Origin of the sequence: Pseudovibrio sp. W74 (assembly GCF_001623085.1) — a bacterium.
Taxonomy (GTDB): Bacteria; Pseudomonadota; Alphaproteobacteria; order Rhizobiales; family Stappiaceae; genus Pseudovibrio.
The window spans coordinates 71,999-96,033 of the sequence record NZ_LMCJ01000025.1; the positions used below are offsets into that span (position 1 = coordinate 71,999).

Consider the following 24,035-nt stretch of genomic DNA (forward strand, 5'->3'; position numbering starts at 1 on the left):
TGAGGTAACCAAAGCACTGAGAAGGGCATTCAATGACGGAGCACTGCTTGGCTGCGTTCTAATCGTTGCCTTTCTTTTGCAACTTCCTCTTTTAGGAACCAATGGCCTGTCTCACCGTCATGTTTTGAGAGTTTCTGAGACAAGACCGTTCTCTTTGAGGTCTTACATAGAACCTCAAAGAGTGGGTCTGATACTGAGATAAACTTGGATGTTTGATTGAGTATCTGCCTTGCTGCTGTTTTTGCTCTAGATGACACTGATTGAAGTTCACCTGTATTATTATTTGTATATTTATCTTTATTTCGTGGTGCTCTCACGTCATCCTTTAACTGCTCATTTTGGCACGCTTTTTGGTCTTTTTTGTCACTGCAACGGTGTTCGGGCAGCGAGTTTGGTGTGACCATAGGTGCTCTGCTGTCACGTTTTTCATCCCCTACATGACAAAAGGCATAATGATTGCTTTGCCCACGACCACGTGCGCGTTGAGCTTTAAAATATCCAGCTTGCTCTAGCTTCTTCAAAGCCCGGATTACTGTTCGCCTGCTGGTACCTGCATCCTCTTCAAGGCGAGAGATGCTTGGCCAGGCATCTCCGGTCTTTGTGTTAAAGTAGTCACACAGCGCGATCCCCACGACCTTCTCTGAAGCAGAAAAGTTATGATCCCGGCACAGCTTGCTAATCCAAACAGCTTTGTCGCTGTATTGAATGGTTAGGCTGTTACAATGTTGTATCTTGATTGCCGTGTTGCTCATTATTTCTGCCCCCACTTCAGCAGGCGAGAAACCTTTGACAAAAATCGCCCAGTTATTTGACGTTTAAATAGCGGTTTGACGTTTTTTACGTATCTAAGCCATTGGAAAATCGACAAGAGTTCAGGATTGAAAATCCGCGTGTCGGTGGTTCGAATCCGCCTCCGGGCACCACTTATCTCCTTGAAATTACTAGATAATAAACCGAGCATTCGCTCAGCTTTCTCAAGGTTTGACACTTTTGCTCTATCCGCTTGCTGAACTTTTCCCCTCGCAGCGTGATTTCCTGTTCAGTGTGGCGCGGCGTGAGATTTTGTATAGGTGGGCGATATGACGTGGACAGCGGCCTTTTTTCTTTCCCTACAAGTTTTGAACGTTAGAGAAGTCTCAAAGCGTACCCTTTTAACGCTCAGTTTATCGACGGTTTAAGACACGCTCTTTGGAGCTAAGTTATCTGCGCCCGAGGCTCTGGCCAGCTCTGCGACTTAAAGTGAGTTTTAGTAGCTCTACGTCTTAGCACTCTCCGCCAAATTAAAGAGGGATTGTCTCCAATAGAAGTGGTTCGATGTCTCAGCCATTGTCCATGAGATAAATATTCACACTGAGGATTTTCTGAAAAGTCATCGTTAAAGGCATCAAAATCCGAATAACGTTAGGTCTGGACAAGCAGGTTTTGTCCCTAACACTTAATGCGCAGCTTTCACCAGAACGCTCGTTGGTCTCCCTCTAAACAGGCGTCACCACCGGTGTCTGTGATACTGGATCAGCGTAAACGCTTGTGTCGATTTCGTAGACGGAGCTCACCAGAGACGGGTTGACCACCTCGTGTGATGTTCCCTCGGCAAAGATCGCTCCATCACGCATGACGACGAGGTGGTTTGCATAGCGGGAGGCCTGGGCGATGTCGTGGAGGACAACTACCACCGTGCGGCCCTGACTGTTGAGGTGTTGGAGGAGATCCAGTGTCTCATACTGATAGCGGATATCCAGATAGCTGGTTGGCTCGTCCAGCATGATGTAGGGCGTATCCTGAGCCAGACACATGGCGATGAAGGCACGTTGGCGCTGACCGCCGGAAAGATCTTTTAACGCCCGGTCCTTGAACGTGTAGAGCCCTGAGGTGTGCAAAGCCTCGTCAACAATCTCAACATCCCGTCTGCTGCGAATGCCAAGGAGAGATTGATGCGGCGCACGGCCATACCCGACAAGTTGCTCAACGCTGATGCCAGTTGGAACCACTGGGCTTTGCGGCAAAAACGCAATCTGCCGTGCAACGGTCTTGGCAGGCAAACGGTGGATCTCTTCACCATCAACGGTGATGCCGCCGCTCTTTAACTTGTTGATCTGGCCGATGGTTTTCAGCAATGTTGACTTGCCGCAGCCGTTCGGGCCGATCAAAGCGGCATAACTGCCTTTTTGAATGGTGAGATTGATGCTCTTGAGCATGAACTCTTCGTAACCGGAAATGACGTTTGAAAGAACGATGCTCATGTGCTTTGTCCTTTTTGTGAGCGGCTCATGATCCAGATGAAGTAGGGAGCGCCCAGCATTGCACTCAAAATACCTGCGGAGACCTCAAGCGGCGGCGCAATAGCCCGTCCAACCGCGTCTGCCAGAACAACCAGAAGTGCCCCCACCAGAGCAGCAGTTGGCAGCAAAAGGCGATGTCGTCCCCCCACAAGAGAGCGGCTGATATGCGGTGACATCAAGCCGATAAAGCCAATCACACCAACCACGCCAACCGAGATACTGGCAAGCAGGGTTGCAACGCCCAACAACAAAAGGCGCATCTTATTTGTGCTTTGGCCTAGCCCGCGGGCGGTCTGATCTCCCAGTTGTTGCAGGTCCAGTTGATAGGAGAGCACCATAGTCAGACCCAAAAGGATGACAAGTGGCATCCATATCGATTGCACATGCACCCACGTACGAGCCCATAGAGAGCCGGTGAGCCAGACAAGCGGGTTGGAGATTTCGAGTGTTGCGGCTGTCACCAGCAGATAATCAACACCTGCATCGCACACCATGCCAACGGCAATGCCAACCAGAGCCAGACGAGCAGGAGAGACTTGGCGCAGATGGGCTGCAAACAGCACAACCACCGCAGCAACAATGCCGCCTAGGGCCGCAGCAAAAGGAAGATAAGTGACAGGCACATTGGGCAGGAACATCACTGTGCCCAAAGCAGCCAGTGCAGCTCCTGAGTTGATGCCCATGATCTTGGGGCTGGCCAGCGGGTTGCGAATGATAGCCTGTACAATAACACCGGAAACAGCAAGGCTTGCCCCAGCGAGCAAGGCAATCAACACGCGGGGGAGCCGTGACTTCCAGATAATATAGGTCTGCTTTTGGCCATCCAGATCAAACAAGCTGTTCAAAATCACATCCAGCGGGATGTTGACCGCGCCCACACCCAGACTGAGCATGCTGACAAAGACGCAGGCAAACAACAGCAGCATTTGGACGCGAAAGGCTTTGGTGCTCCGGTGGCTTTTAAAATCTGTACGCCACTGTGCGCCGGAGGCCTCAGAGAGCATGCTCATCAGTCAATCTCCTTGGCCGTGATGGTCAGGTACAAAAAGTAGGGCGCGCCAATCAGGGCTGAAACCACACCCACCGCAGTTTCCTCCGGGAAGTTGATCAGCTTGGAAGCGCCATCAGCAACAAGCATCAAGGTGGCACCACACAGCATAACCGCGGGCACCAGTACACGATGGTCTGTGCTAAAGGCAGCGCGGCACACATGCGGAATGATGAGGCCAACAAACATCACTGGTCCGGCAACAGAAACGGAAACGCCGGTCAGGATTGCCGCGAGTAAAATACCGAAAAGCAACGTAAACCGCGGATCAGAGCCAAGCCCTTTTGAGGCTGCTTCACCAAGCGCCATCAAGTTAAGCTTATGCGACATGAAGAACGTCAGGAGGCCACCTGCCAGACACCAGACAAGCAGCGGCGTTGCCTGCTTCCAGCGCACATCTGCAATGTCGCCTGTGGTCCACTGGATCACGGAGAGGGCCAGCTCGTCATCCAGCGTAAAAGTGAACCGCACCAATGCAAACGCAAAAGCGCTGACTGCCACACCGGAAAGGATCAGGCGCAGCGCACTTAACGCGCCCTTGAGGCCACCTGCAAGCGTTAGAGTTAGACCACCGGCAAAGGCAGCACCCAGCACCGCCATGGTGTCGATGTTGAAGAGAACGAGCGAGGGGAACACCAGCCCGATGGCGATGCCCAGAGCTGCGCCCTGATTGATGCCAAGGATAGACGGAGAGGAAAGTGGATTGCGCGTTGTGGCTTGCAGCAAAAGCCCGGCAAGGCCGAGGTTCGCGCCAATCAATGCGGCAATGAGAGTGCGCGGAGCGCGGATATCGCGCACAATGGAAAGGCTCTGCTCATCAAGTTGAGCAAAGACCGAGTTCAGGATTTGGAGAAACCCGATATCTTGTCGGCCACCTGTGGCAAGGGACAGCGCCGCTCCACCGAGCAGCGCCATCCCCATAAGGCTCCAGTACATGGCAGTGAATGGCATGTGCGTGGCTTAGTTCTGAACTTGCTTCATAATGTTTTGCAGGTCATTGGCGGTCATTTCTGCTGCCACCATGCCGCGCAGACGAGACCACACATGCGCTTCCACGTAAAACACGCGGTCGGTTTTCACAGCGCTGATGTTCTCGTAAAGCGCTTCACCCTTCCAGCCATCCGCAAAGGCTGGGCTTGCGTAGCGGCCCAGAATGAGGATGTCCGGGTTCACAGCAGAAAGCTGCTCCAGAGAGGTCTTCACGTAGTTGGATTCATAAACCGCACCCTTGGTTGGCTTCATGCCGCTGGCAAAGCCAAAGCCTTTCAACAAAGAGCCATTGTAGGAAACTGGGGAATGCAGCCAAAGCCCCTTTGCGTTGGTCACACCAAACTGGATCTTGTAGTCGCCAGCCTTTTCAAACTGCGCACCAATCTCAGCCATTTTGGCTTTATGCGCTTCAACACGGGCTTTCATCTCATCTGCCTTGCCAACGGCAGCGCCAATTGCTTCTAGCTGCGCAATTGCAGAAGGGTAGTCACCACCCAGACTGTCAAAGACAACCGTCGGCGCAATTTCAGAAAGCGTGTCATAAGCGGCTGTATGCCGGGTCTTGTCGGCAATGATCAGGTCTGGACCCAAGGATGCAATCACTTCAAGGCTTGGTGTCTTACGGGTGCCAACAGAAACCCAGTCCTGCCCAATCTTATCCGTATAGGCGCTGATGATGCGCTCACGCTTTTTATCATCCGCCACACCCACAGGAGCAACGCCAACGGCAGCAAGCGCATCAACAAAGCTATATTCCAGCACAACAATACGCTGAGGCTGATCAGGAACAGTGGTGGTTCCCAGCTCGTGTTTTACATCGCGTGCGGAGGCTCCAAAGGCAACAAGAGTTGAAAGGGCACCAGCGAAGGCGGCTGCGAAAAGATTGGTTTTCATCGGCTTGACTTCTCATAAGGACGGGCAATAGCAAAGGTTGTAGGGTGAGCTATTGTATACCTGATAATTATAGTCAAGTTTAAATGGGAGTTTTTACCTCATATTTATTCGATAACGCAGACATCCTGCAAATGCCTGCGCATAACCACTTAAGACGAAGGTTGTTCTGACAACTCGTCCACTTCCATCTCCTTGGCAACTTCTTCATCAGCAAGAATAATCGTTTGCGGTGTGGCCGTGCGCGTTGGCGCAGAAGGCACAAACACACTCTTCTCGCTCTCAGCGACAGCAGAACGCTGTGTGAGGCGCCATAAGGTAAAGGCAAGAATAAGCGCATGGGCTGCAAATGTGGACATGAACAGGCCGATGGACCCGAAAACGCTCATCAACACGCCGCCCAAAAATGGCCCGATCATGGACCCCACGCCAAGCATCAGCAACAAACCACCGCTGGTCTGCATCGCATCCCCCGCATCCGCATGGTCATTCGCGTGGGCAACCAGCACCGGGTAGAACGTGTAAATCGCGGCGCCAAAAATTACCGCTGAGGCAATGGCAATGTTGGCACTGCTGGTATCTGCAAACAGGAAGATGGAGTCCGCAGCCAAGGCAACCACCGCAATCGCAATGACGACGTAGCGGCGGTCCGTGCGGTCTGAGATCATGCCAATTGGGACCTGCGCAAAGGCGCCAGCCAAAATGGAGGAACTCACAAACAACGTGATGCTGGCAATCGGCAGGCCAACTTTCCCGCCATATACCGCCGCCAACGTTCCAAAACTGCCGTTGGAAACGCCAGTCAGAACAACAGCAACCACGGCAACAGGAGAGTTACGCCACAGCCGCCTAATATCCAGTTTGACCTGTGCAAGGGGAGCCGGAGCAGGGGTGCGCGTGACAGCTGTCGGGATAAGCGCAACCACATAAAACATGGAGGCAATCACAAAGAACTCGAACCCATCAATCGGCCCCATGGAAAGAACCACCTGCCCACCCGTGGTCGCAGCAAGGTTCACCATGGTGTAGGTGCCAAAAACAACCCCGCGATTGCTTGGGTCCGAGCGTTCCGTCAACCAGCTTTCCACGATCATAGCCGCCCCGGCAAAGGCAAACCCTGCCACAGAGCGAAAGGCAATCCACGCAATAGGATCAACCAACAGGGAGGAGGCCAGAACTGACAAGCACGCCAAAGACGCCATCACACCAAAGGCCCGAATATGCCCCGCCCGCTGCACGATCTTCGGCACGCTAAGACACCCGGTCACATACCCAATCGCCCAGCCCGTGCCCAACAGACCGAGAGAAAGAGAGGAGAAACCCTCAAACGTACCTCTAAGCGGCAAATGCATACCGGTAACACCACCGGCAAAAACCAGGAAGGCAGAGCCCAAAAGCAAAGAGGCGATAGGAAGCAGAAACTGACGCATGACAACGACCCGGAAGCTGGGCAAGTATCCCCGAAAATACTTACCCCGAAAAACACCAGGGAGGATAAGAGCATAACTCCCCCAAAAACGCGACAGCTTTATACCTACTCCCCTGCTTGAGAACACCTTTTCACGAAATGATCAAAACGATCACGGAAACCCGTCGTGGAAAGCTGGAAGTCGTTCTCCGCTCCCCACTACCAACACATTGAGCGATGGTGCGCGTTTGGGGTATTCATAGACCGGGGTATCATCCTGGGTGATTCAGTGTGGTGAGAGGGTTGGGTGTGGTTTTATTTCGTCGGGCTTCAGAGTTTTCGTTAAGTCAGCTGCATCAGGTTATGGTTCTGGCGTTCTCCGACTATGTCATCCAGATGGATATGCCGCTCGCTGATTTTGAGCGGATGATTATGGCTCGAGGCTTTGACGCGGAGTTGTCCTGGGTGGCCACCGACAATGAGCAGCTGGTTGGCTTCTGGTTCATCGGCAAGCAAGGCGCTTATCCTGGCACCATCTACGCAGTCTCCACCGGAACTGTGCCACAGGCGCGAGGCAAGGGGATTGCGAGCAAGCTCTTTGCCAAAGTGGAAGAACACGCAGTTCAGCAAGGCTATCATCACGTCCAGCTGGAGGTGATCACCAGCAACGTGGCAGCCGTAAAGGCCTACGAAAAGCTCGGCTTCCAACCGCAGCGCAACTTTCAGTGCTTCAGCCTACACAAAGCAGCATTCGCTGAACGGGGCTTTGAGCGCACACCAGTATCTGCTGACTGGGCTGAGATTGAAACGAAAGCTGCTGAACTGTGGGAATGTGCACCCAGCTGGCAAAACACTGCGTTCGCAATCCGCGCACTTGCTGAGGGTGTTGCCACCTACAAGATTGAGCAGGATGGTCAGCTTGCGGCCTACATCGCGTTTACCCGCAAAACGGGCGCAGTCATGCAAATCGTTGTGGCTTCGGAATATCGCCGTCAGGGCCATGCCTCTGCGTTGCTCAAAGCTGCGTTTGACAGTGTGAATAAAGCTGCGCTAACGTTCATTAATGTGGATGAAGGGGATGAGACCATCATGCAGGCCCTGTCAAAACTGGGGGCAACAAAAACACTGCAGCAATATGAGATGCATAGAGCATTGCAAACAAACACAGCTCATGGTCAAGAGAGCATGCTGACCACCCCTTAACTGGCAATTCTCATGACACAACTGCGCCGCTCTCTCTGGTTCTATCTCAGCTCGTTCATCGTGATCTATACGATGGTGCAGGTGGCTGTAACTGTGCTGATCTATCACTATGGCATCAAAGAAGCGGGCAATCTGTTCATTGAGCTCGGTTTGCCTGTGGTTTTGGTCAGCCTGATCTTTGTGCGCCGTGAACATAAGGCACCAACCGGCTCTGTGTACTGGGGCCTGTTTGTCGGCTCTCTCTCAGTCAGCATTCCCATTTCCATGATGGTGCGCAGCTATCTGCTGTCCGGCAGTGATTATGCTGGTGCGCTCAGCCCGGTCCCGTCCTTTGCGGGAGATGAGATGGGGCTCTTCTTCATCATTGATCTGGTGGTCCGCGCACTTGCGTTTGGCATCGGTTACGGGTTTTTCGCCCGTCTGCTGTGTGATGCACAAAACCGCTCGAAAGAGCCGAAGTAATTCTCCTGAACCACACAAATTCTGAAAATCAGTGGCTGGCGGAACCATCCTCCGGCCTGCTTTGCTGTCTGCATCCACTGCGTGTTCCCGAAAAAGAACCCGCGGTCGTTGGAGGGAGATCAGGCCTGGGAAAAGCCTGAAGCTGCCTGGTGATCCTGACGCTAAGAGACGCTGCACTATGAGAATTTTTGCATAAATACCATTTGCTTTGCACTTGCTAACACGAGTTAGCAGGTGTAGTTAGCAGGAGAGAAGAATAATCGCGAGTCGAAAGGGGAGGCCGCGTATGAAACAGACATGTTACGCTGGCATTGATGTCGGTTCTGCAAGTGCACGTGTAGGACTGTTCAATGAAAATGGAGAGCGGCTGGCCTTCGCAGTCCGGCCCATCAAGCAGTTCCATGGACGTATCAACTTCGTAGAACAGTCCTCCGCAGACATCTGGCAGCAGATTTGCGCGGCTATGAAAGAGGCGATGGCCAAGGCAAACGTGTCCGCAGACGAGATCCGCTCGTTGGGCGTGGACGCCACCTGTTCGCTTGTGGCTGTCGCGCAGGGGGGCAAACCTGTATCCGTCGCTGAAAATGGTGATACTGATCAGGATATCATCATGTGGATGGACCATCGGGCTGCCGAGGAAACGGCGCTGATCAACGCCACGGGCGATGAGGCACTCAAGTATGTGGGCGGTGAAGTCTCCATTGAAATGGAACTGCCGAAAATCCTCTGGCTCAAAACCCGTTATCCAGATCGTTACACCAACACGGTCCGCTTCTTTGATCTGGCCGACTATCTGGTCTGGAGAGCAACGGGAGCGGATACTGCCAGCACCTGTACGCTGACCTGCAAGTGGAACTATCTGGCACATGAAGGTCGCTTTGCGGAGGATATGCTGCAAGCCGTTGGCCTGCATGATCTGCCGGAAAAAGTACCGGAGAAAGTACTGGATCTGGGGCAAGCCGCAGGAGGTCTGTCAGAGCAAGCTGCAAAGGATCTCGGCCTCAATGCAGGAACACCGGTTGCAGCTGGCATCATTGATGCGCATGCAGGCGGTCTGGCGCTTATTGGGGCTGAACCGGACGGCGGTCTTGCCATCATCAGCGGCACTTCAAACTGCCACATGATCGTTAATGAGAAACCAGTCATGGTGCCGGGCGTCTGGGGGCCGTACTGGGATGCCATGCTGCCGGGGTATTGGTTGGGCGAGGGCGGGCAGAGCGCAGCTGGCTCTCTGGTGGAATGGACCATCCGGCAATCTGACGCCTATGACGAGCTCAAAGCCGAAGCTGCCAAACAGGGCATGCACGAGATCGCACTCCTCAACAACTGGGTGCTGGATCTGGAGGCGCGGGAAGCGAACCCGACCCGCGGCCTTCATGTCCTTTCTGACCATCACGGCAACCGCTCGCCACGTGCCAATCCGCATGCAAAGGGCGTTGTCTCCGGCCTGTCGCTGGAAACGGGTCGGGATGCACTGGCCCGCCTTTATCTGGCAACTCTGCAATCCATCGCTTATGGCACGCGCCATATCATCGAGGAAATGACGAAGGCCGGACACAGCATCACCAAGCTGTTCATGTGCGGCGGAGCCACCAAAAACCCGCTCTGGCTCAGAGAATATGCCAACATCACGGGCCGTGAAATTCAGCTGGCGGAAGAAGACGATGCCGTCACTCTGGGCGCTGCCATTCTGGGTGCCGTGGCTTGCGGAGACTTCAGGGACATTCCATCAGCCAGCGCAAAGCTGGTGCGTGTTGGTGGTCTCATCAAGCCGGTGCGTAGCACCGCAGAGTTCCACACTGCCAAATATCAGGTCTACCTCAATCTTTACGACAACCATCAGCACCACAAGGCGCTCATGGAAAAAGCCATTTAATTATCAAAACAAGTTCAGGAGGACACCACGTGCTCAACCTGCCACAGGCCCCAGCGCCTATCTGTGTAGCGGACAAGGAAATCCTTGTCGTCACCAATGCCGACCTGCGTGAAAGCGCCAATGTCGCTTGTTGGCCAACCTTTGAGGATTATGCGCAGCGGTTGGAAACTGCGCTGACCGCACAAGGCTTCAAGATGAAGCGTGCCCATGAATATGATGCAGCGCGCGGTCACGGCTTTATTTCTTCGCAAAAAGAAGGCTCAGAGCTGTTTGCGCGGATTGATCCGGAAGCCCCGCTCATCGTGTTGCTCACTGCATGGCAGTACTCACACCACATCGCTCCATCCCTTGCCAAGCACAAAGGGCCAATCCTGCTCCTTGCCAACTTTGATGGCACATGGCCGGGTCTCGTTGGTATGCTCTGTATGGCAGGGTCTTTGACAAGCCTTGGCGTAGACTATTCCCGCCTCTGGTCCCAGTCGTTTGAGGATGAGTTCTTCAACTCAAGCCTCATCACATGGCTGAAGGATGGCAAACTCAGCCATGACACCTCCTATCTGCAAGATGTCTCCGCAAACCATGCGGTTTTGCAAACCCCAGCTGGTCAGGCGGGGCAACAGGTAGGCGAGTTCATCCTCAAGAACAAAGCCATCCTTGGTCTGTTTGATACCTTCTGCATGGGCATGATGAACGGTTACTTCCCGGTCAAAGCCCTTACAGACATCGGCATGCCGCTGGAAAGCCTTTCTCAGTCTGCGCTTCTGGTAGAAATGGAGAAAGTGCCTCAGTCACTGCGTGAGGAATGCCTGAAGTTCTACGAGGACCGGGGCATGACCTTCCAGTTCGGCAGTGATGATGCAACTGAGCTGACCCGCGAGCAGGTGCTGGAACAATGCGCTATGATGATCGCCATGGCCCGCTTCACTACGCGCTTCGGTCTCTCTGCCGTTGGTGTGCAGTATCAGCAAGGCCTGAAAGACAGCTGCGCAGCCTCAGACTTCGCCGAGGGGGCAATCGGCTCGACAGTGCGCTTCCCGATCCCGGACGAAGACGGGTCCATCATCTGGGAAGGCAAACCAATCCCATGCATCAACGAAGTGGACATGGGCACCGCCATTCCGCAAACCATGATGTGGCGCCTGCTGGATGCCATGGGCCTGCCAGCAGAAACCACACTGCATGATGTGCGCTGGGGCAGTGAGTATGAAGGCACCTTCTATTGGGACTTCGAAATCTCCGGCTCCGTTCCCTTTGAACATCTCAAAGGCGGCGTTGCAGGCGCGACAGGCTATCGCCAGCCAGCCATGTACTTCCCCAAAGGCGGTTCCAGCATTGCGGGCCAGTGTAAGGCGGGAGCATTCTTCTGGGCGCGGGCGCATTATGAGGGCACACAGGTCATTATGCACATCGGCACAGGCAATGCGGTTGAATTGCCGGAAGACGAGTTCGAGCGTCGCCGCAAAGCGACCACTTATGAGTGGCCATTAATGAACTGCACGCTCGATGGTGTTGGCCGTGACGATCTGATGGCAGGGCACCAGTCCAACCACATCACGGTGGCTTATGTGCCGGAAGACAAGCTGCGCGATGTGCTGCAGGCATTCGTGGCTCAGGCACTCACACAGGGCATTAATGTCAAAATCGCAGGCTCTGCGAAGGACATGCTCTGAGCCTTTGAAAATGAGTTTGAGCATCGCGTGGTGCTCAAACTCACGCAAATGCCGCGGGATATCCACGGACAACCAGCCCGCACCTGCCATATTCTACTTGGCAATTTGAGGAAGGCTGACTACCACTCGACATTCAAGCGTATTTGTGAGGCATGCTGAATGCACTTCGCAAAAGGATATACGCCGGAGCAATGGGTTAGAGCGTACTCTGCGACCGCAAGCAAGCGAGGAGGGGCTCTGAAGAAATCAGGGCGAGAAACGACGCAATGGCCAAAAAGCCGGATGAAATTGCAAAGGCGCTCGGCGTCTCCATCACCACAGTGCGACTGGTGCTGGGCGGCAAGGCAGAGAAGTACCGCATCAGCAAAGCCACCCAGGCCCGCATTCGTGAATATGTGGAAGAGCATGGCGTTAAGTTCGACCTGACCGCCCGCAGCCTCAAGCTCAAACGCACCAACACCTTTGGCCTGATCATCCCGCGCCTTGCTAATCCATTCTTCGCCAAACTCTCTGAAGAGCTGGAACACCGGTGCCGCGAAACCGGCTATCAGCTCATCATCAGTTGCTCCAACTCAGATGAGGAGACCGAAAAGGAGCTGGCAAACGGTCTTGTTCAGCGCAATGTGGATGGCCTGTTTGTGGTCTCGTCCACCTCCGGCAACCAGCAACATCTGGGAAACACCATAACCAAACCTATGGTGTTTCTGGATCGTGATTACGGCAACACCGATGCCCCCGTCATCACCTCAAGCAACTTCGAGGGTGCAAAAAATCTGACTGCAGCCATTGCAAAGGCCGCGGGGAATGAACCGGTCTACTTCCTGATCGGCGGCAGCAATCAACCCACAATCATCGAGCGTGCACGCGGATATCTGGATGTTATGCCAGAAAACGCAGGTGAAGACTGGACACTCCAGTCGGCGCGCAACCGCACACAAGATGGCGAGCAGATGATGCAGACCCTTTGGGACAAGCTCGGCACTGCCCCACAAAACCTGATGGCATCCTCTCTGCCGGTTCTGGAGGGAGCTCTGGCAGTCCTGCGCGAGAGGCTCGGGCACATCCCAGCTGAGTTACGCCTTGCCACCTTTGATGACGATAAGATGCTGTCCTTCCTGCCTAATGAGATCTGGTCAATCAAGCAGCAGGAACCTGAATGGGCAGAAGCCGCATTGCAGGCCATGACCCTGACCATGAGCAGCGAGCAGCCACACAGCAAAACCATTGCGACCCGCCTGATCCACCGGCCCAAAGATCAGTAATCCGTCACTATTTGTGGCGGAAATACGGCAGAGAATTATACCTCTGAAAACCATAGAACCGGAAGAAGGTGCTCATTCCGCTGCGTAACCGTTATATTCCTTAGGTATGTAGTGCAGGCAAATGCGCTAGTCTGTCTGCGGCTATGGTACTCTTTGGAGACGAACTCGGGCTTATCCCTGAAATGCACACCGGATTTCGACAGATGGATACGCGCGAAAACAAATAGTTAGAGCATTGCCGGATGCCCTGACCAGCTGGGAGCATGTAGATGGATACTATTGGGCCAATCCAAAATCGCATAAGTCGTTTCTTTATTGATGTCGATGACCGAAATTGGGCGTCTGTCGAAGCTGCGATGACTGGCCTTGTTCATCTGGACTATTCCTCCTTCGGGGCAGGGGAACCCGTTGACCTGACGCCGGAAGCGATCACAACCGCATGGAAAGAGCTGCTGCCCGGTTTTGATCAGACCCATCATCAGATCGGCAATGCACTTGTTGAATCCAAAGAGCAAAAAGCCACAGTCAAAGTCCATGCCACTGCCACCCACTTTATTGATGGAGCAGAAGGCGGCGACATATGGGTGGTCTATGGCACCTACCACATCGCGCTGGTGCATGAGGGCGGGGCTTGGAAAATCAGCAGCATCCAGTTCAACTTCAAGTTCCAGGATGGCAATATGGATCTGCCGGTGATCGCGCAGGCCCGTGCGGATGAAAAAGCCGAGTAACCAGCAATAGCATTTTTAGTCTGGGCGAATGCCCGCAGGCCGCATATAACAGCAGGTGCGATACTGCCGTAACTGGCGTGATAGGACCTGCTTATGCTGCTGAACTTGCTTTCCAAATGCACCTTAGGGGCTGCTCTCCTCATCGCGCTGGGCGCAGCCACAGCACAGGCTCAGGACAAATCCAGTAAATCGGAAAAGTTCTTTCCTGGTATCATTGGAGAGGACAATCGCGAAATCATCGACAGCTGGGACAAACCATGGAACGCCATTGGCCGGGTGAACGTCGCCGGGTTCCGCTCCCGCTCCATGTGCTCCGGTACGCTGATCTCGGATCGAATGGTCATCACAGCAGCTCATTGCCTTTACAACGCCCGCACCGGCAAAGCGCACGTTCCCTCCAAAATCAACTTCGTGGCCGGGGTACGCCGGGATAAGTTCATCGCCCACACCACAGCCGCCTGCACCTACTTGCTGGATGGTTACACCTTCACCAACCGCCCGACGTTGAAGCATGCCGCAACCGATGTAGGCGTAATCATACTCTCAAAGCCGCTGGATGTACCGCCGATGTCGGTGATCAGCAAGTCGCCGGAAATCACTCAAAACCTCGACCTCACCAGCGCCGGATATGCGCGGGATCGTCCGTTTTTGCTAGCCGCCGATAAAAACTGCAAACTGCTGAAAGACCGAGGTAACCTCTGGCTCACGAGCTGCGACACCAACTACGGCGGCTCCGGCGGTCCGGTGATGGTGGACGAAGGCGGAAAACTCAAACTCACCGCCATCATGGTCGCCTCCGCCCAAAACAAATTCTCCATCGCAGTGCCGAAGAATGTCTGGTCCCACCTTCTCGACAAAACGACCTGCGAGGGTAAATAAGCTTAAGCCTGCCTTTACCTTAAGCCCAACACAGCCTCACACACACCGATCCAGCCCGTCCTGTCTCTTGTTGCCAACGAAAAACAACAAGGGACAAACCCATGAAATTTCTGAGTATCCTTGCAGCAATTGCTGCTTTCCTATCGATTTCGGTTGAGGCAAATGCTGCCCTTCAACAATGCCGAACCATTGACAGCGTAATTGCTTCATCTGAGCTGGACACAAATCGAGACCAAGGCGGACATATCGCAAAGCATGTGATCAACGAAGGCATTTTCAGCAGTGATGCAGATGCACAAGCAAAGCAAACAGGCACATTTTTCCTGGATGAAGATCAATATGAAAGCGTTGCTGCCATTTTCCTTGCAAGAGGCGCTGGTAATTGTGAAACAACGGGTTCTGCTGCAAATGTAGAGATCGACCTTATGCAGGCAGATTTTGCAACTAAACCGGCTGCATTTATTGGATACAATTGTAAAGCTGGCTCAATCCTCACTGATAATAATCCATTTGCTGCTGGTCCACGGGTGTATTGTGGCCAGGAAGGGACATCTTTCACACCATCACAAATCCGGTTTGTCATGAAATGGACGGGTGAAAAATGGGTAATTCGAACGGCATTTCCGATGCCTTAAAATGAGTTGGGCGCAGCACCAGGCTGCGCCTTCCACCATGGCGACGCCTTAAGCAGCAACACGCTTTGCCAAATACCGCGCCCGAACATCAATGATACAGCGCTGTCTCGATGACTGACTTACCTCGTGTGGAGCAAACTCGGATTCCACACCGTCTAGAAAATCCACCGTTTGCCTCAATAGTGTGAGCTGCTCGCCTGAGAACCGGTGAGGCTCAGTCTCCGTCATGGTCTCAACGTACCGCACACCAGCCTGTTTCTGGAAGATTGTATCCGGTTGGCCATCACGGGTGCAGATGCCATAGGTGCCGTTGAGAAAGTGCCCCCATGTGCGCTCCTCCAGATCCCCGTCAAACGCACTCAGCACCTCAGGGTGGGACGCATGCAAGCGAGTTCCCAGCTCTCCGGAAAGAAAAGTCTCCTTGGCATTACGAAAACGGGAGAGGAAGAACGCCTTGGCGGCCTGTTCCTGTGTCAGGCCAAAACACTGTAAATCCTCAAACCAGCGCCGATGGCTCTTCAGGTGGAAACGATAAAGCTCCCGTTCCTGATGCTGACCAAGGAACGAGACACACAGCGAGCTGTTGGTGAACAGGTAGGAGGCCGCTGGCATCACCCGCCGCTCCAGCAGGCTCTGCCAGTCTGCGGATGAAAGGCCAAGCAGACCCAGAAACACCTGTTCCTCATAAAACTCTGAATAAAGATAGTTGAGCAGCAAGATACGCTCCTAAAGCAAGAGATGGAAAACCACCTCAAGCTCTAACTCACTTCATTCATGGAATGTTTCGATACGGATCGAATTAAGCTAACCTGCGCGCACCTGGCTCAAAAACGCCTGCATCGCATGTTGCATCTGGTCAGAGCGCTGGGAGAGGCTGGCGATAGAGTGATGGATCTCCTCGGAAAGCTCACCCGTCTTGCCAGCGGAGCCCTTCACCGTGTTGATCGCCCGGGCAATTTCCGCTGTCCCATCTGCTGCGCTGGAAATGTTCTCGGCAATGCTGTTGGTCGCCGTTGCCTGTTGGTCAGCAGCAGACGCCATAGCGGTGGTGTGCTCGCGGAAAGAATTCACCAGCGTCGTCAGCTCATCGGTTGCTGAGATGGACGCACCCACCACACACCGCATTTCCTGTATCTGCGTTTCGATCTCTTCTGTAGCAGAGCCGGTCTGTTGGGCCAGAGCCTTCACCTCAGAGGCAACCACCGCAAAGCCTTTGCCAGCATCCCCTGCACGGGCCGCCTCAATGGTGGCGTTCAGCGCCAGCAGGTTGGTCTGGTTAGAGATCGCATTGATCAGGTTGGTCACTTCGCCAATGCGTTCAACAACATCTTGCAAGCGTCCAACCGCGACGTTTGTTTGTTCAACCTGAGAAGCTGCACTTTGCGCCACTGCTGAGCTGGTGGAAACCTGAGCGTTAATCTCGTTGATGGACGCAGAAAGCTCTTCCGTTGCACCTGCCACACCCTGCATATTCCGGCTCGCTTCTTCCGAGGAAGCTGAGGCTATCTCAGATTCTTCTGTCGTCTGCGCAGCAATTTCAGCAAGGCTGCTGGCCGTTGCATCCAGCTGAGTGGTGGAGCTGCGAATGTCTGTTGAGATCTCCAGCACAGAGCCCTCCAGATCGCAGGCCAGTCGGTCTAACTCAGCACGGCGCTGTGCTTCTGCAGCCTCCCGGGCTTGTGTGCGTTGAGCCTCAAAATCCTGAGACTTCTGCAACTCGCCCTTAAACACCTCCAGAGCTTTGGAAAGAGCACCAATCTCATCTCCGCGCTGGCAATACTCAATCTTTACATCCAATTGCCCATGAGCAAGGGCGCGGGTGGTTTCGCTCAGCCGTGCCATCGGTTTGGAAACAATTGCGTAATTCAAGTACCCAAGCAGCGTTGCGGCCAGAGCTACCACCACGGCGCCCACCAGCGAAACTGTTTGCAGGATCTGCAGATCATGGGCCTGCGAGCCAATCAGCACGTCACGGCGTACTTTCAGCTCTTTGGCAATGGCCTCAAACCCAAGTTCAATCTCTTCCAGCAACAAGGCACTCGTGCCGTCCATCTCCATATCGCGGGCGACATCATGAGTGGCTTCATCGGCCATCAGCAGCATCTGTGTGTTGGTGTAAGCATCCATCCACGATTGCCATGCGCTGAGCAGTTCTGCCATGGAAGTCGCCTCCAGCTGCAAGGCATCCACGTCCGACCCAACGGTCTGGAAGATCTTTGGAATGGCGACTGCATCATGCTCCAGCTTTTCAGCCCAGTGATCCTGACCCGTCAGCAAATAGTTCTTTAATGAAATGGCCTGATCAAGAACCAGAATTTCCAGCTCTTCCAGCTCGGTCTGGATCTCGTTGAAGTGGGCAACTTCAATCGCATCGTGGCTTACACGCACGGAGGAGAAATAAGAGAGGCTGCTGATGAGCAGTCCTACAACCGCAAGGATACCAAAGGCGGCAAAACCCTTGCTGGAAACAGATAAATTGCGCAACATAATTTGATCTCGTCAAATATGAAAAGTAAATAACAGTTGCATGAACCTTCTGATTTTAAATGTGGAATCACTAAATTCACGCAAAATCGTTTTTTCAGTCTCCAGTTAATGCAACGTAAAGATGTAAGAGGTTTGGGTTAATTAAAATATTTTCAGTATTACTTTTGAAGTTTGCAGGGCCGTCATGCCCTGCGGAAAAAGTTCAGCGAAGGGCTGGCATTGCTTCATTACATTCTGTAAGACCCAATCCGACAAAAGTTTCAGCAGATTTTGCGCGTGTCAGGTGTTCCTTGCTGCGGACGGCCATAAGCCGGAAAGAACACCTTAGAACTTTGCGCCAGATGGATACCCTCAAATCTGCCCTATTAGAATACGCAGGAGTTTGCCTGCAAAAGGAGGCTCTATGAGCACAGCAGGCACGGAAGCCTATAAGGCACGCCGCACATTCGCGATCATCTCTCACCCGGATGCCGGTAAAACCACACTGACCGAGAAGCTGCTTCTGGGCGGTGGTGCGATCCGTGCTGCGGGGCAGGTGCGTGCGCGTGGTGAGCGCCGCCGCGCCCGCTCTGACTGGATGAAGATTGAACAGGAACGCGGTATCTCCGTTTCAAGTTCCGTGATGACGTTTGAGCGCGATGGCATCCTCTTCAACCTGCTTGATACACCGGGCCACGAAGATTTTTCTGAAGACACCTATCGTACACTGACTGCTGTTGACGCAGCCATCATGGTGATTGACGCTGCAAAGGGTATTGAAACCCAGACCCGCAAGCTGTTTGAAGTTTGCCGGCTGCGCGATATTCCAATCATCACCTTCGTCAACAAGATCGACCGTGAAGGTCGCCACCCAATGGAAGTCATTGACGAGATTCAAGAGGCACTGGCCCTTGATGTGACGCCAATGAGCTGGCCTGTTGGTATGGGTTCCGACTTCTTTGGTGTTTACGACCATATCGGCAACCGCTTCTTCACCTCTACTGAGGGCCGCGGTGGTGCTCTGGATACCATCAAAGATGTTAAAGGTCTGGAAGACCCTGAGTTGGTTGGTGAGCTGTTTGATAACATCCGCGAAGAACTGGAAGAAAACGTGGAACTGGGCGGCGCAGGTTACCCTGAGTTCGATCACGAAAGCTTCCTGGAAGGGCATCTGACCCCGGTCTTCTTCGGTTCTGCTCTGCGCGATTACGGTATCGACCAGATCCTCGATTTCATCGCAGCCTATGCACCACCTCCACATTCTCAGCCAGCAACGGGTGGCCGCACCATCAAGCCGGAAGAGAAAAAGGTAACCGGCTTCGTGTTTAAGGTTCAGGCCAATATGGACCCCAAACACCGTGACCGCATCGCGTTCGTACGCCTGTGCTCCGGTACATTCAAACGCGGCATGAAGCTCAAGCATGTGCGTGCTGGCAAGCCAATCACCGTGTCCGCCCCAATCTTCTTCTTTGCAGAAGAACGAGAGATTGCGGAAAAGGCCTATCCGGGCGATGTGATCGGCGTGCCAAACCATGGCCAGCTGCGTGTGGGCGATACCCTGTCAGAAGGCGAAGAAATCCACGTCACTGGCCTGCCAGCATTCGCACCTGAAATTCTGCGCCGCGTACGCCTGACAGACACCATGCGCGTCAAGCAGATGCGCCGTGGCTTGGAAGATCTGGCAGAAGAAGGTCTGGTGCAGATCTTCAAACCAGCCATTGGCACCAACTGGATTGTCGGTGTTGTGGGTGTGCTTCAGCTGGACGTTGTGGTGGATCGCCTGAAAGCGGAATACCAGACAGAAATCGGCTTTGAGACCGCCATGTACAACACAGCGCGCTGGATCGAGTGTGAAGACAAGCTCAAGCTTGATAAGTTCCTTGAGACCAACCGCGCGCATGTGGCATTGGACCGGGACGACAAGCCTGTTTATCTCTTCAAAAACGCTTGGGAAGTAAGCTACATCGGTGAAAAGAACCCTGATATCGGCTTCCGCGAAACCCGTGAAATTGTGCACACGTCTTAAGCTTATCTCCGAAAAGCGGTTTGGACTAGAATACGCCTACAAATAAAGCCTTGGGCTCGGCGCGTGACTTGAGTGAACGCGACAGGCTCCAGGGCAGCAAGGATAAGAACAAGATGAAAGATCCAGCTCTCGATACATTGCTGCTGCCATTTGAAGACGGTCTGCTCAATTTCTTCGAAGAAGGTGCCGCTGATCAAAAAGCGCTCTTCCTGCGTGCACGCATGGGCTTTGCCATGAATGGCATCGCCAAAGATCGCCTGATCTGCCAGCAGACATTCGCACCAGACAGAGACAATCTGGAACGCGCAGGCTTTACAGTTGCACCAGAAGTTGACGGCCAGTACCCGCTCGTCATGCTGCTGCCTCCGCGCCAGCGTGACGAAGCCCGCGCCCTCATGGCAAAGGCTGTAAAGTCCGCAGGTGAGGGCGGCCTTGTTGTCGTCAGCGCCTCCAACACAGAAGGTGCCAAGACTGCTGAAAGCGATCTCACCAAACTGGCAGGCAACACCGGCAAAGTCTCCAAAAACAAATGTCGTGTGTTCTGGGCAGAAATTACACCAGAAAATGTGAACCACGAGCTGGTGGAAGAATGGTCCAAACTGGATGCGCCGCGCGAAATCATGGAGGGCGAGTTCGTCAGCCGTCCGGGCGTGTTCGCATGGGATCATCTGGACAAAGCCTCTCAGCTTCTTGTCGCAACACTGCCAGAGAAACTAGCAGGCCGCGGCGCTGATCTGGGCTGTGGTTTCGGCTACCTGACCCGTGAAGTTGCCAAGCGCGAAAAGGTCAAAGCTATTGATCTTTATGAGGCTGAAAAGCGTGCGCTGGATCTTGCAGAGCAGAACTTGAAGGGTAAGACCGGAGAAGTCGCGCTGGACTTCATCTGGCAGGATGCCACCAAAAAGCTGGCACGCACCTACGACTTCATCTTCACCAACCCGCCATTCCATGCAGGCGGCAAGCAGGACCGGGCTGATATCGGGCAGGAGTTCATCAAATCCGCCGCCCGCGGCTTGCGTCCATCCGGTCATCTGTGGTTGGTCGCCAACCGTCATCTGCCATATGAAGCAACGCTGGATAAGGTGTTCGCCTCCTACGAGATCATGGCAGACCAGAACGGCTACAAAGTCATTCGTGCCATCAAGGCGAATAAGTAAGTAAAGCGCGCATACGCCCGACAAGTGGGTACCGGTTTTCGGATAAGCGTACGCGGCAACAGAACCGAAGGTTCGAAAAATGAGACTTGTAAAGCTATTGGCAAATCTGGGATACGGCAGCCGCAAAGAAATGCAGGCCGCCATCCGCAATGGTTGGGTCACTGATAAAGACGGCAACCCAATCAAAGCCGATAGCAAGCTGCCTCTTGAAGACATCCTGTTTGATGACGAGCCGCTGGACCCACCAGAGGGCTCCGTCATCCTGCTCAACAAACCGCTGGGTTACACGTGTTCCATGAAGGATCGCGGACGTCTGGTGTTTGATCTGCTGCCAGACCGTTACCGCGTCCGCAAACCAGCTCTGTCCTTTGTGGGCAGACTGGACAAGGACACCACAGGCCTGTTGCTGTTCACTGATGACGGCAAACTCCTGCACCAGATCATCTCACCCAAGGCAGATGCTGCAAAGATCTATGAGGTTGAGCTCGATCGTCCGATGACAGGCGGGGAAGCGGATCAGTTTGCATCCGGTGAAATGATGCTGGAGAACGAGACCAAGCCGCTCAAACCAGCAGAACTGGAAGTCCTGAGCGAAACAACAGCCCGCCTCACTCTCCACGAAGGCCGCTACCACCAGGTCCGCCGCATGTTCGCCGCCACCGGCAACCACGTCACCAAACTCCACCGCGCCCAGCTCGGCAATCTGACCCTTGACGGCGTGGAAGAGGGGAGCTGGAAACTGCTCTCACAAGACGACATCGACAAGATCTTTGGCTAAAGTCCATCCCGCCACTAACAATCCCGCACTCGATGCGGGATCTATACCTACGAGACTCTAAGGATCACTCAAGCTCCCAATTCTGCTCAGGTTGTCAGACCAGAAGATGAACAAGGGCTTGGCGTAAATGTTTTTTGCTGGCACGTATCCGACTTCTGAAAGAACGCGGCTGTCCAGAGAATTGTCTCGGTGGTCGCCGAGCATAAAATAGTGGCCTTCAGGGACACGATATATTGGCGTGTTGTCTAATGCGCTATTTGAGTGAGCATCAAGGATTGGATAACTCATCCCGTTGGGCAAGTGCTCTAGCATCTGTGGTACTCGGAATGTTGTACCATTCGGGCTAGTCACGACGAAATCAGGAAGTGGACTCAGCTCGGGAGCTTTTCCCTTCAAGAATACGTGTCCCTCAGTTAGTTGGATTGTGTCGCCTGGCAAGCCTATGATGCGTTTGATGTAATCAGTCTCGCCATCGATGGGTAGTTTGAAAACGACAATATCACCGCGCTCGGGTTTGATGCGGTCAAAACCGCCTGCATTAGCGACAATGTAATCACCCGAAAGCAAAGTTGGTGCATTGCTGCTGGATGGAATAAAGAATGGCTCCACCTGGCGAAAGGAGGCGAATGGCTGATCATAAATATTCAGCGAGAATGGGAACAAAAGCCATACTACAAAGTAGACCAAACCCCGATTGTAGACCTTGAGAGAGTAGTTTTGCTGATTTCTGCACAAAAGCAATAGATCAATAAACGCGATTATGTAAAAGCAAACTAAAACTGCCGAAACTGCAACAACATACAACCCGTTATCAATGTATCTTGGGAGCGGAATGAGTGTAAAAATTAACCCTGACCATAAGAGCGAAAAAAATAGAACAAAACGCTTTGGTCGTCCTAAATAAAGGTATCCAGCGCCTGTAAAAAATTGGAGCAGCAAAGCTACCCACCATATGCGCTGCTTAATAAATAACCTACTCATAGTGGCAGTTGTCATGCCAGAATCCCTGTTCGGGTATAATTTTACCCATTGATATCACAGATTGTATCTCGCGCAAGCCACACTCACAGAGCCTAGATCCCAGCCCAGTGCCCTCACCCTGGACGGCGTCGAAGAAAGGAGCTGGAAACTGCTCTCACAAGACGATATCGATAAGATCTTTGGTTAGTCGCAGACATCACCGCCCAGCCTTCTCCCGCACCATCTCCAGATGAGTCCGGATCTTCTCCTCATACGCCCAGGTGGAGAGCAGGTTGCCGAGCAGTTTTTGGTTGGGTGTGCGCAGGCAGACCATGTAAAGCTGGGTGTCCAGCGCCGCCATCCACACCAGCGGAACCCACAGCGACCAGCAGGCGACCTCAGCCAGCACATACCCGCCGGACTGTACAATGACCCAGTTTGTTACCCAGTAAATCCCGATGGCATAGATGATCGTCAGCACGGTCATCAAAACACCCGCAAACAGTCCCCAATAGAGCCCCTTACGCGCCCACAGCAGCAAAGACAGGTAGAGCCCCCACATCCTGAACAGGGTCAGGAGGCGATAGAAGAACAGGCGCCTGAATATCCAGCCGAAGACCATGAACCGCTCACGAACCAGCCAACACCGCCAAACCCTAAGGCGGCGCCTCTTAACTCCGCGATAAACCGCAGGCGCAGTTTGACAGCAACCCGCTTACCAATCACAGGGGCTTAAGAAAGAGGCCGCACCGGAATGCAGATCACCACTTCATGTGGTCCCGTCTCACCGGTCATGGACGGATACAGCTGGAAGCACGGCATATTCTCCGGCTCATAACCACTCATGGGCAACCAGTCGCCATACATATATTCCCACGCGGCTTGAGATTGATCATGGGTGATCACAAAGTGTCCGCAGGCATAGCGCCCGCCGCCAACCACCATCTTGCCCACTTCGCCCTCAACATCCGCTGGTCCGCGCAGCGTCAGGCAGGAGCTGAAACGCATCTGCTCCACATCGGTCACCTGCGGATCATCGTGGAACAGGCACATCATCTCCGCCCCATGCATCAGCCCGCGCGGTCCGGCCCATGCCATCAGCGCGCCAAACGCCTCGCCAAAAATCTCGGGCCGTTCCTGAAAGTTGCCCGTCCGGCGCACATAAGCCACCGTGCGCGGCTCCAGTTTGCACACCTCCACCTTGTCCGCCACCAGCCCGCTCGCAGGCCGTTCCAGCACCATGGTCTCACCAGCAATCGCCTCAACGGAGGCAGTCGCATCCCGCCGCCACTGGCTGGCGGACATGCCAAACCG

The 24,035-nt window shown here is 53.7% G+C and carries 22 protein-coding genes; 11 read left to right on the plus strand and 11 right to left on the minus strand.

Annotated elements, in window-relative coordinates; all coding sequences use genetic code 11:
* Positions 1–29: 29 nt before the first annotated feature.
* The 6 genes from PsW74_RS18590 to PsW74_RS18620 form a co-directional block, all read right to left on the minus strand.
* Positions 30–752: a helix-turn-helix domain-containing protein gene (locus tag PsW74_RS18590; protein ID WP_063287399.1), complete on the minus strand. Its 723-nt coding sequence runs from the start codon at positions 750–752 to the stop codon at positions 30–32.
* Positions 753–1,475: 723 nt separating this feature from the next.
* Positions 1,476–2,240 carry an ATP-binding cassette domain-containing protein gene (locus PsW74_RS18600; protein WP_063287401.1) on the minus strand — a complete coding sequence of 255 codons (765 nt, stop codon included), beginning with the start codon at positions 2,238–2,240 and terminating at the stop codon, positions 1,476–1,478.
* Entirely contained in the window at positions 2,237–3,289 is a 1,053-nt protein-coding gene (locus PsW74_RS18605) for an iron ABC transporter permease (protein ID WP_082830616.1), read from the minus strand. Before PsW74_RS18605 ends, PsW74_RS18600 begins: the two co-directional genes overlap by 4 nt.
* A complete protein-coding gene (locus PsW74_RS18610) occupies positions 3,289–4,278 on the minus strand; it encodes an iron ABC transporter permease (protein WP_082830617.1) in 990 nt (329 codons plus the stop codon). Before PsW74_RS18610 ends, PsW74_RS18605 begins: the two co-directional genes overlap by 1 nt.
* A gap of 9 nt (positions 4,279–4,287) precedes the next feature.
* A complete protein-coding gene (locus PsW74_RS18615) occupies positions 4,288–5,211 on the minus strand; it encodes a Fe(3+) dicitrate ABC transporter substrate-binding protein (RefSeq protein ID WP_063287402.1) in 924 nt (307 codons plus the stop codon).
* 149 nt (positions 5,212–5,360) lie between these two features.
* Entirely contained in the window at positions 5,361–6,638 is a 1,278-nt protein-coding gene (locus PsW74_RS18620) for an MFS transporter (protein WP_063287403.1), read from the minus strand.
* 287 nt (positions 6,639–6,925) lie between these two features.
* Between PsW74_RS18620 and PsW74_RS18625 the strand changes: the two genes are divergently transcribed.
* The 8 genes from PsW74_RS18625 to PsW74_RS18660 all read left to right on the plus strand — a co-directional run bounded on the left by PsW74_RS18625 (position 6,926) and on the right by PsW74_RS18660 (position 15,334).
* Complete coding sequence (locus PsW74_RS18625; RefSeq protein WP_208988061.1) at positions 6,926–7,819, plus strand: GNAT family N-acetyltransferase; 894 nt, start codon at positions 6,926–6,928, stop codon at positions 7,817–7,819.
* Between the two features lie 12 nt (positions 7,820–7,831).
* A complete protein-coding gene (locus PsW74_RS18630) occupies positions 7,832–8,281 on the plus strand; it encodes an ABZJ_00895 family protein (RefSeq protein ID WP_063287405.1) in 450 nt (149 codons plus the stop codon).
* Positions 8,282–8,567: 286 nt separating this feature from the next.
* Positions 8,568–10,157, plus strand: coding sequence for an FGGY-family carbohydrate kinase (locus PsW74_RS18635; RefSeq protein WP_063287406.1), 1,590 nt, complete (start codon positions 8,568–8,570; stop codon positions 10,155–10,157).
* 29 nt (positions 10,158–10,186) lie between these two features.
* Entirely contained in the window at positions 10,187–11,827 is a 1,641-nt protein-coding gene (locus tag PsW74_RS18640) for a signal transduction protein (RefSeq protein WP_063287407.1), read from the plus strand.
* Positions 11,828–12,093: 266 nt separating this feature from the next.
* A complete protein-coding gene (locus PsW74_RS18645; protein WP_063287408.1) occupies positions 12,094–13,089 on the plus strand; it encodes a LacI family DNA-binding transcriptional regulator in 996 nt (331 codons plus the stop codon).
* A 269-nt stretch (positions 13,090–13,358) separates the two neighbouring features.
* On the plus strand, positions 13,359–13,820 hold the full coding sequence (locus tag PsW74_RS18650; RefSeq protein ID WP_082830618.1) for a nuclear transport factor 2 family protein: 462 nt from the start codon (positions 13,359–13,361) through the stop codon (positions 13,818–13,820).
* A gap of 93 nt (positions 13,821–13,913) precedes the next feature.
* Entirely contained in the window at positions 13,914–14,699 is a 786-nt protein-coding gene (locus tag PsW74_RS18655; protein ID WP_063287409.1) for a trypsin-like serine protease, read from the plus strand.
* Positions 14,700–14,956: 257 nt separating this feature from the next.
* Positions 14,957–15,334, plus strand: coding sequence for a hypothetical protein (locus tag PsW74_RS18660; protein ID WP_193777965.1), 378 nt, complete (start codon positions 14,957–14,959; stop codon positions 15,332–15,334).
* Between the two features lie 48 nt (positions 15,335–15,382).
* Here the strand turns inward: PsW74_RS18660 and PsW74_RS18665 are convergent, their stop codons facing one another.
* Both PsW74_RS18665 and PsW74_RS18670 read right to left on the minus strand, forming a co-directional pair.
* A complete protein-coding gene (locus PsW74_RS18665) occupies positions 15,383–16,051 on the minus strand; it encodes a DUF6058 family natural product biosynthesis protein (protein ID WP_063287411.1) in 669 nt (222 codons plus the stop codon).
* 87 nt (positions 16,052–16,138) lie between these two features.
* Positions 16,139–17,821: a methyl-accepting chemotaxis protein gene (locus PsW74_RS18670; protein WP_063287412.1), complete on the minus strand. Its 1,683-nt coding sequence runs from the start codon at positions 17,819–17,821 to the stop codon at positions 16,139–16,141.
* 403 nt (positions 17,822–18,224) lie between these two features.
* On the opposite strand from PsW74_RS18670, the gene PsW74_RS18675 reads away from it, so the two are divergent.
* The 3 genes from PsW74_RS18675 to PsW74_RS18685 all read left to right on the plus strand — a co-directional run bounded on the left by PsW74_RS18675 (position 18,225) and on the right by PsW74_RS18685 (position 21,761).
* Positions 18,225–19,826, plus strand: coding sequence for a peptide chain release factor 3 (locus PsW74_RS18675; RefSeq protein WP_063287413.1), 1,602 nt, complete (start codon positions 18,225–18,227; stop codon positions 19,824–19,826).
* A gap of 113 nt (positions 19,827–19,939) precedes the next feature.
* On the plus strand, positions 19,940–20,983 hold the full coding sequence (locus PsW74_RS18680) for a class I SAM-dependent methyltransferase (RefSeq protein ID WP_063287414.1): 1,044 nt from the start codon (positions 19,940–19,942) through the stop codon (positions 20,981–20,983).
* 79 nt (positions 20,984–21,062) lie between these two features.
* Positions 21,063–21,761 carry a pseudouridine synthase gene (locus PsW74_RS18685; protein ID WP_063287415.1) on the plus strand — a complete coding sequence of 233 codons (699 nt, stop codon included), beginning with the start codon at positions 21,063–21,065 and terminating at the stop codon, positions 21,759–21,761.
* 57 nt (positions 21,762–21,818) lie between these two features.
* On the opposite strand, the gene lepB is transcribed toward PsW74_RS18685, so the two are convergent.
* The 3 genes from lepB to PsW74_RS29405 form a co-directional block, all read right to left on the minus strand.
* Positions 21,819–22,757 carry a signal peptidase I gene (gene lepB / locus PsW74_RS18690; protein ID WP_063287416.1) on the minus strand — a complete coding sequence of 313 codons (939 nt, stop codon included), beginning with the start codon at positions 22,755–22,757 and terminating at the stop codon, positions 21,819–21,821.
* A gap of 181 nt (positions 22,758–22,938) precedes the next feature.
* Complete coding sequence (locus tag PsW74_RS18695) at positions 22,939–23,343, minus strand: hypothetical protein (protein ID WP_063287417.1); 405 nt, start codon at positions 23,341–23,343, stop codon at positions 22,939–22,941.
* A 110-nt stretch (positions 23,344–23,453) separates the two neighbouring features.
* Positions 23,454–24,035: GyrI-like domain-containing protein (locus PsW74_RS29405; RefSeq protein WP_208988062.1), on the minus strand; the 582-nt coding region annotated here is incomplete at its 5' end.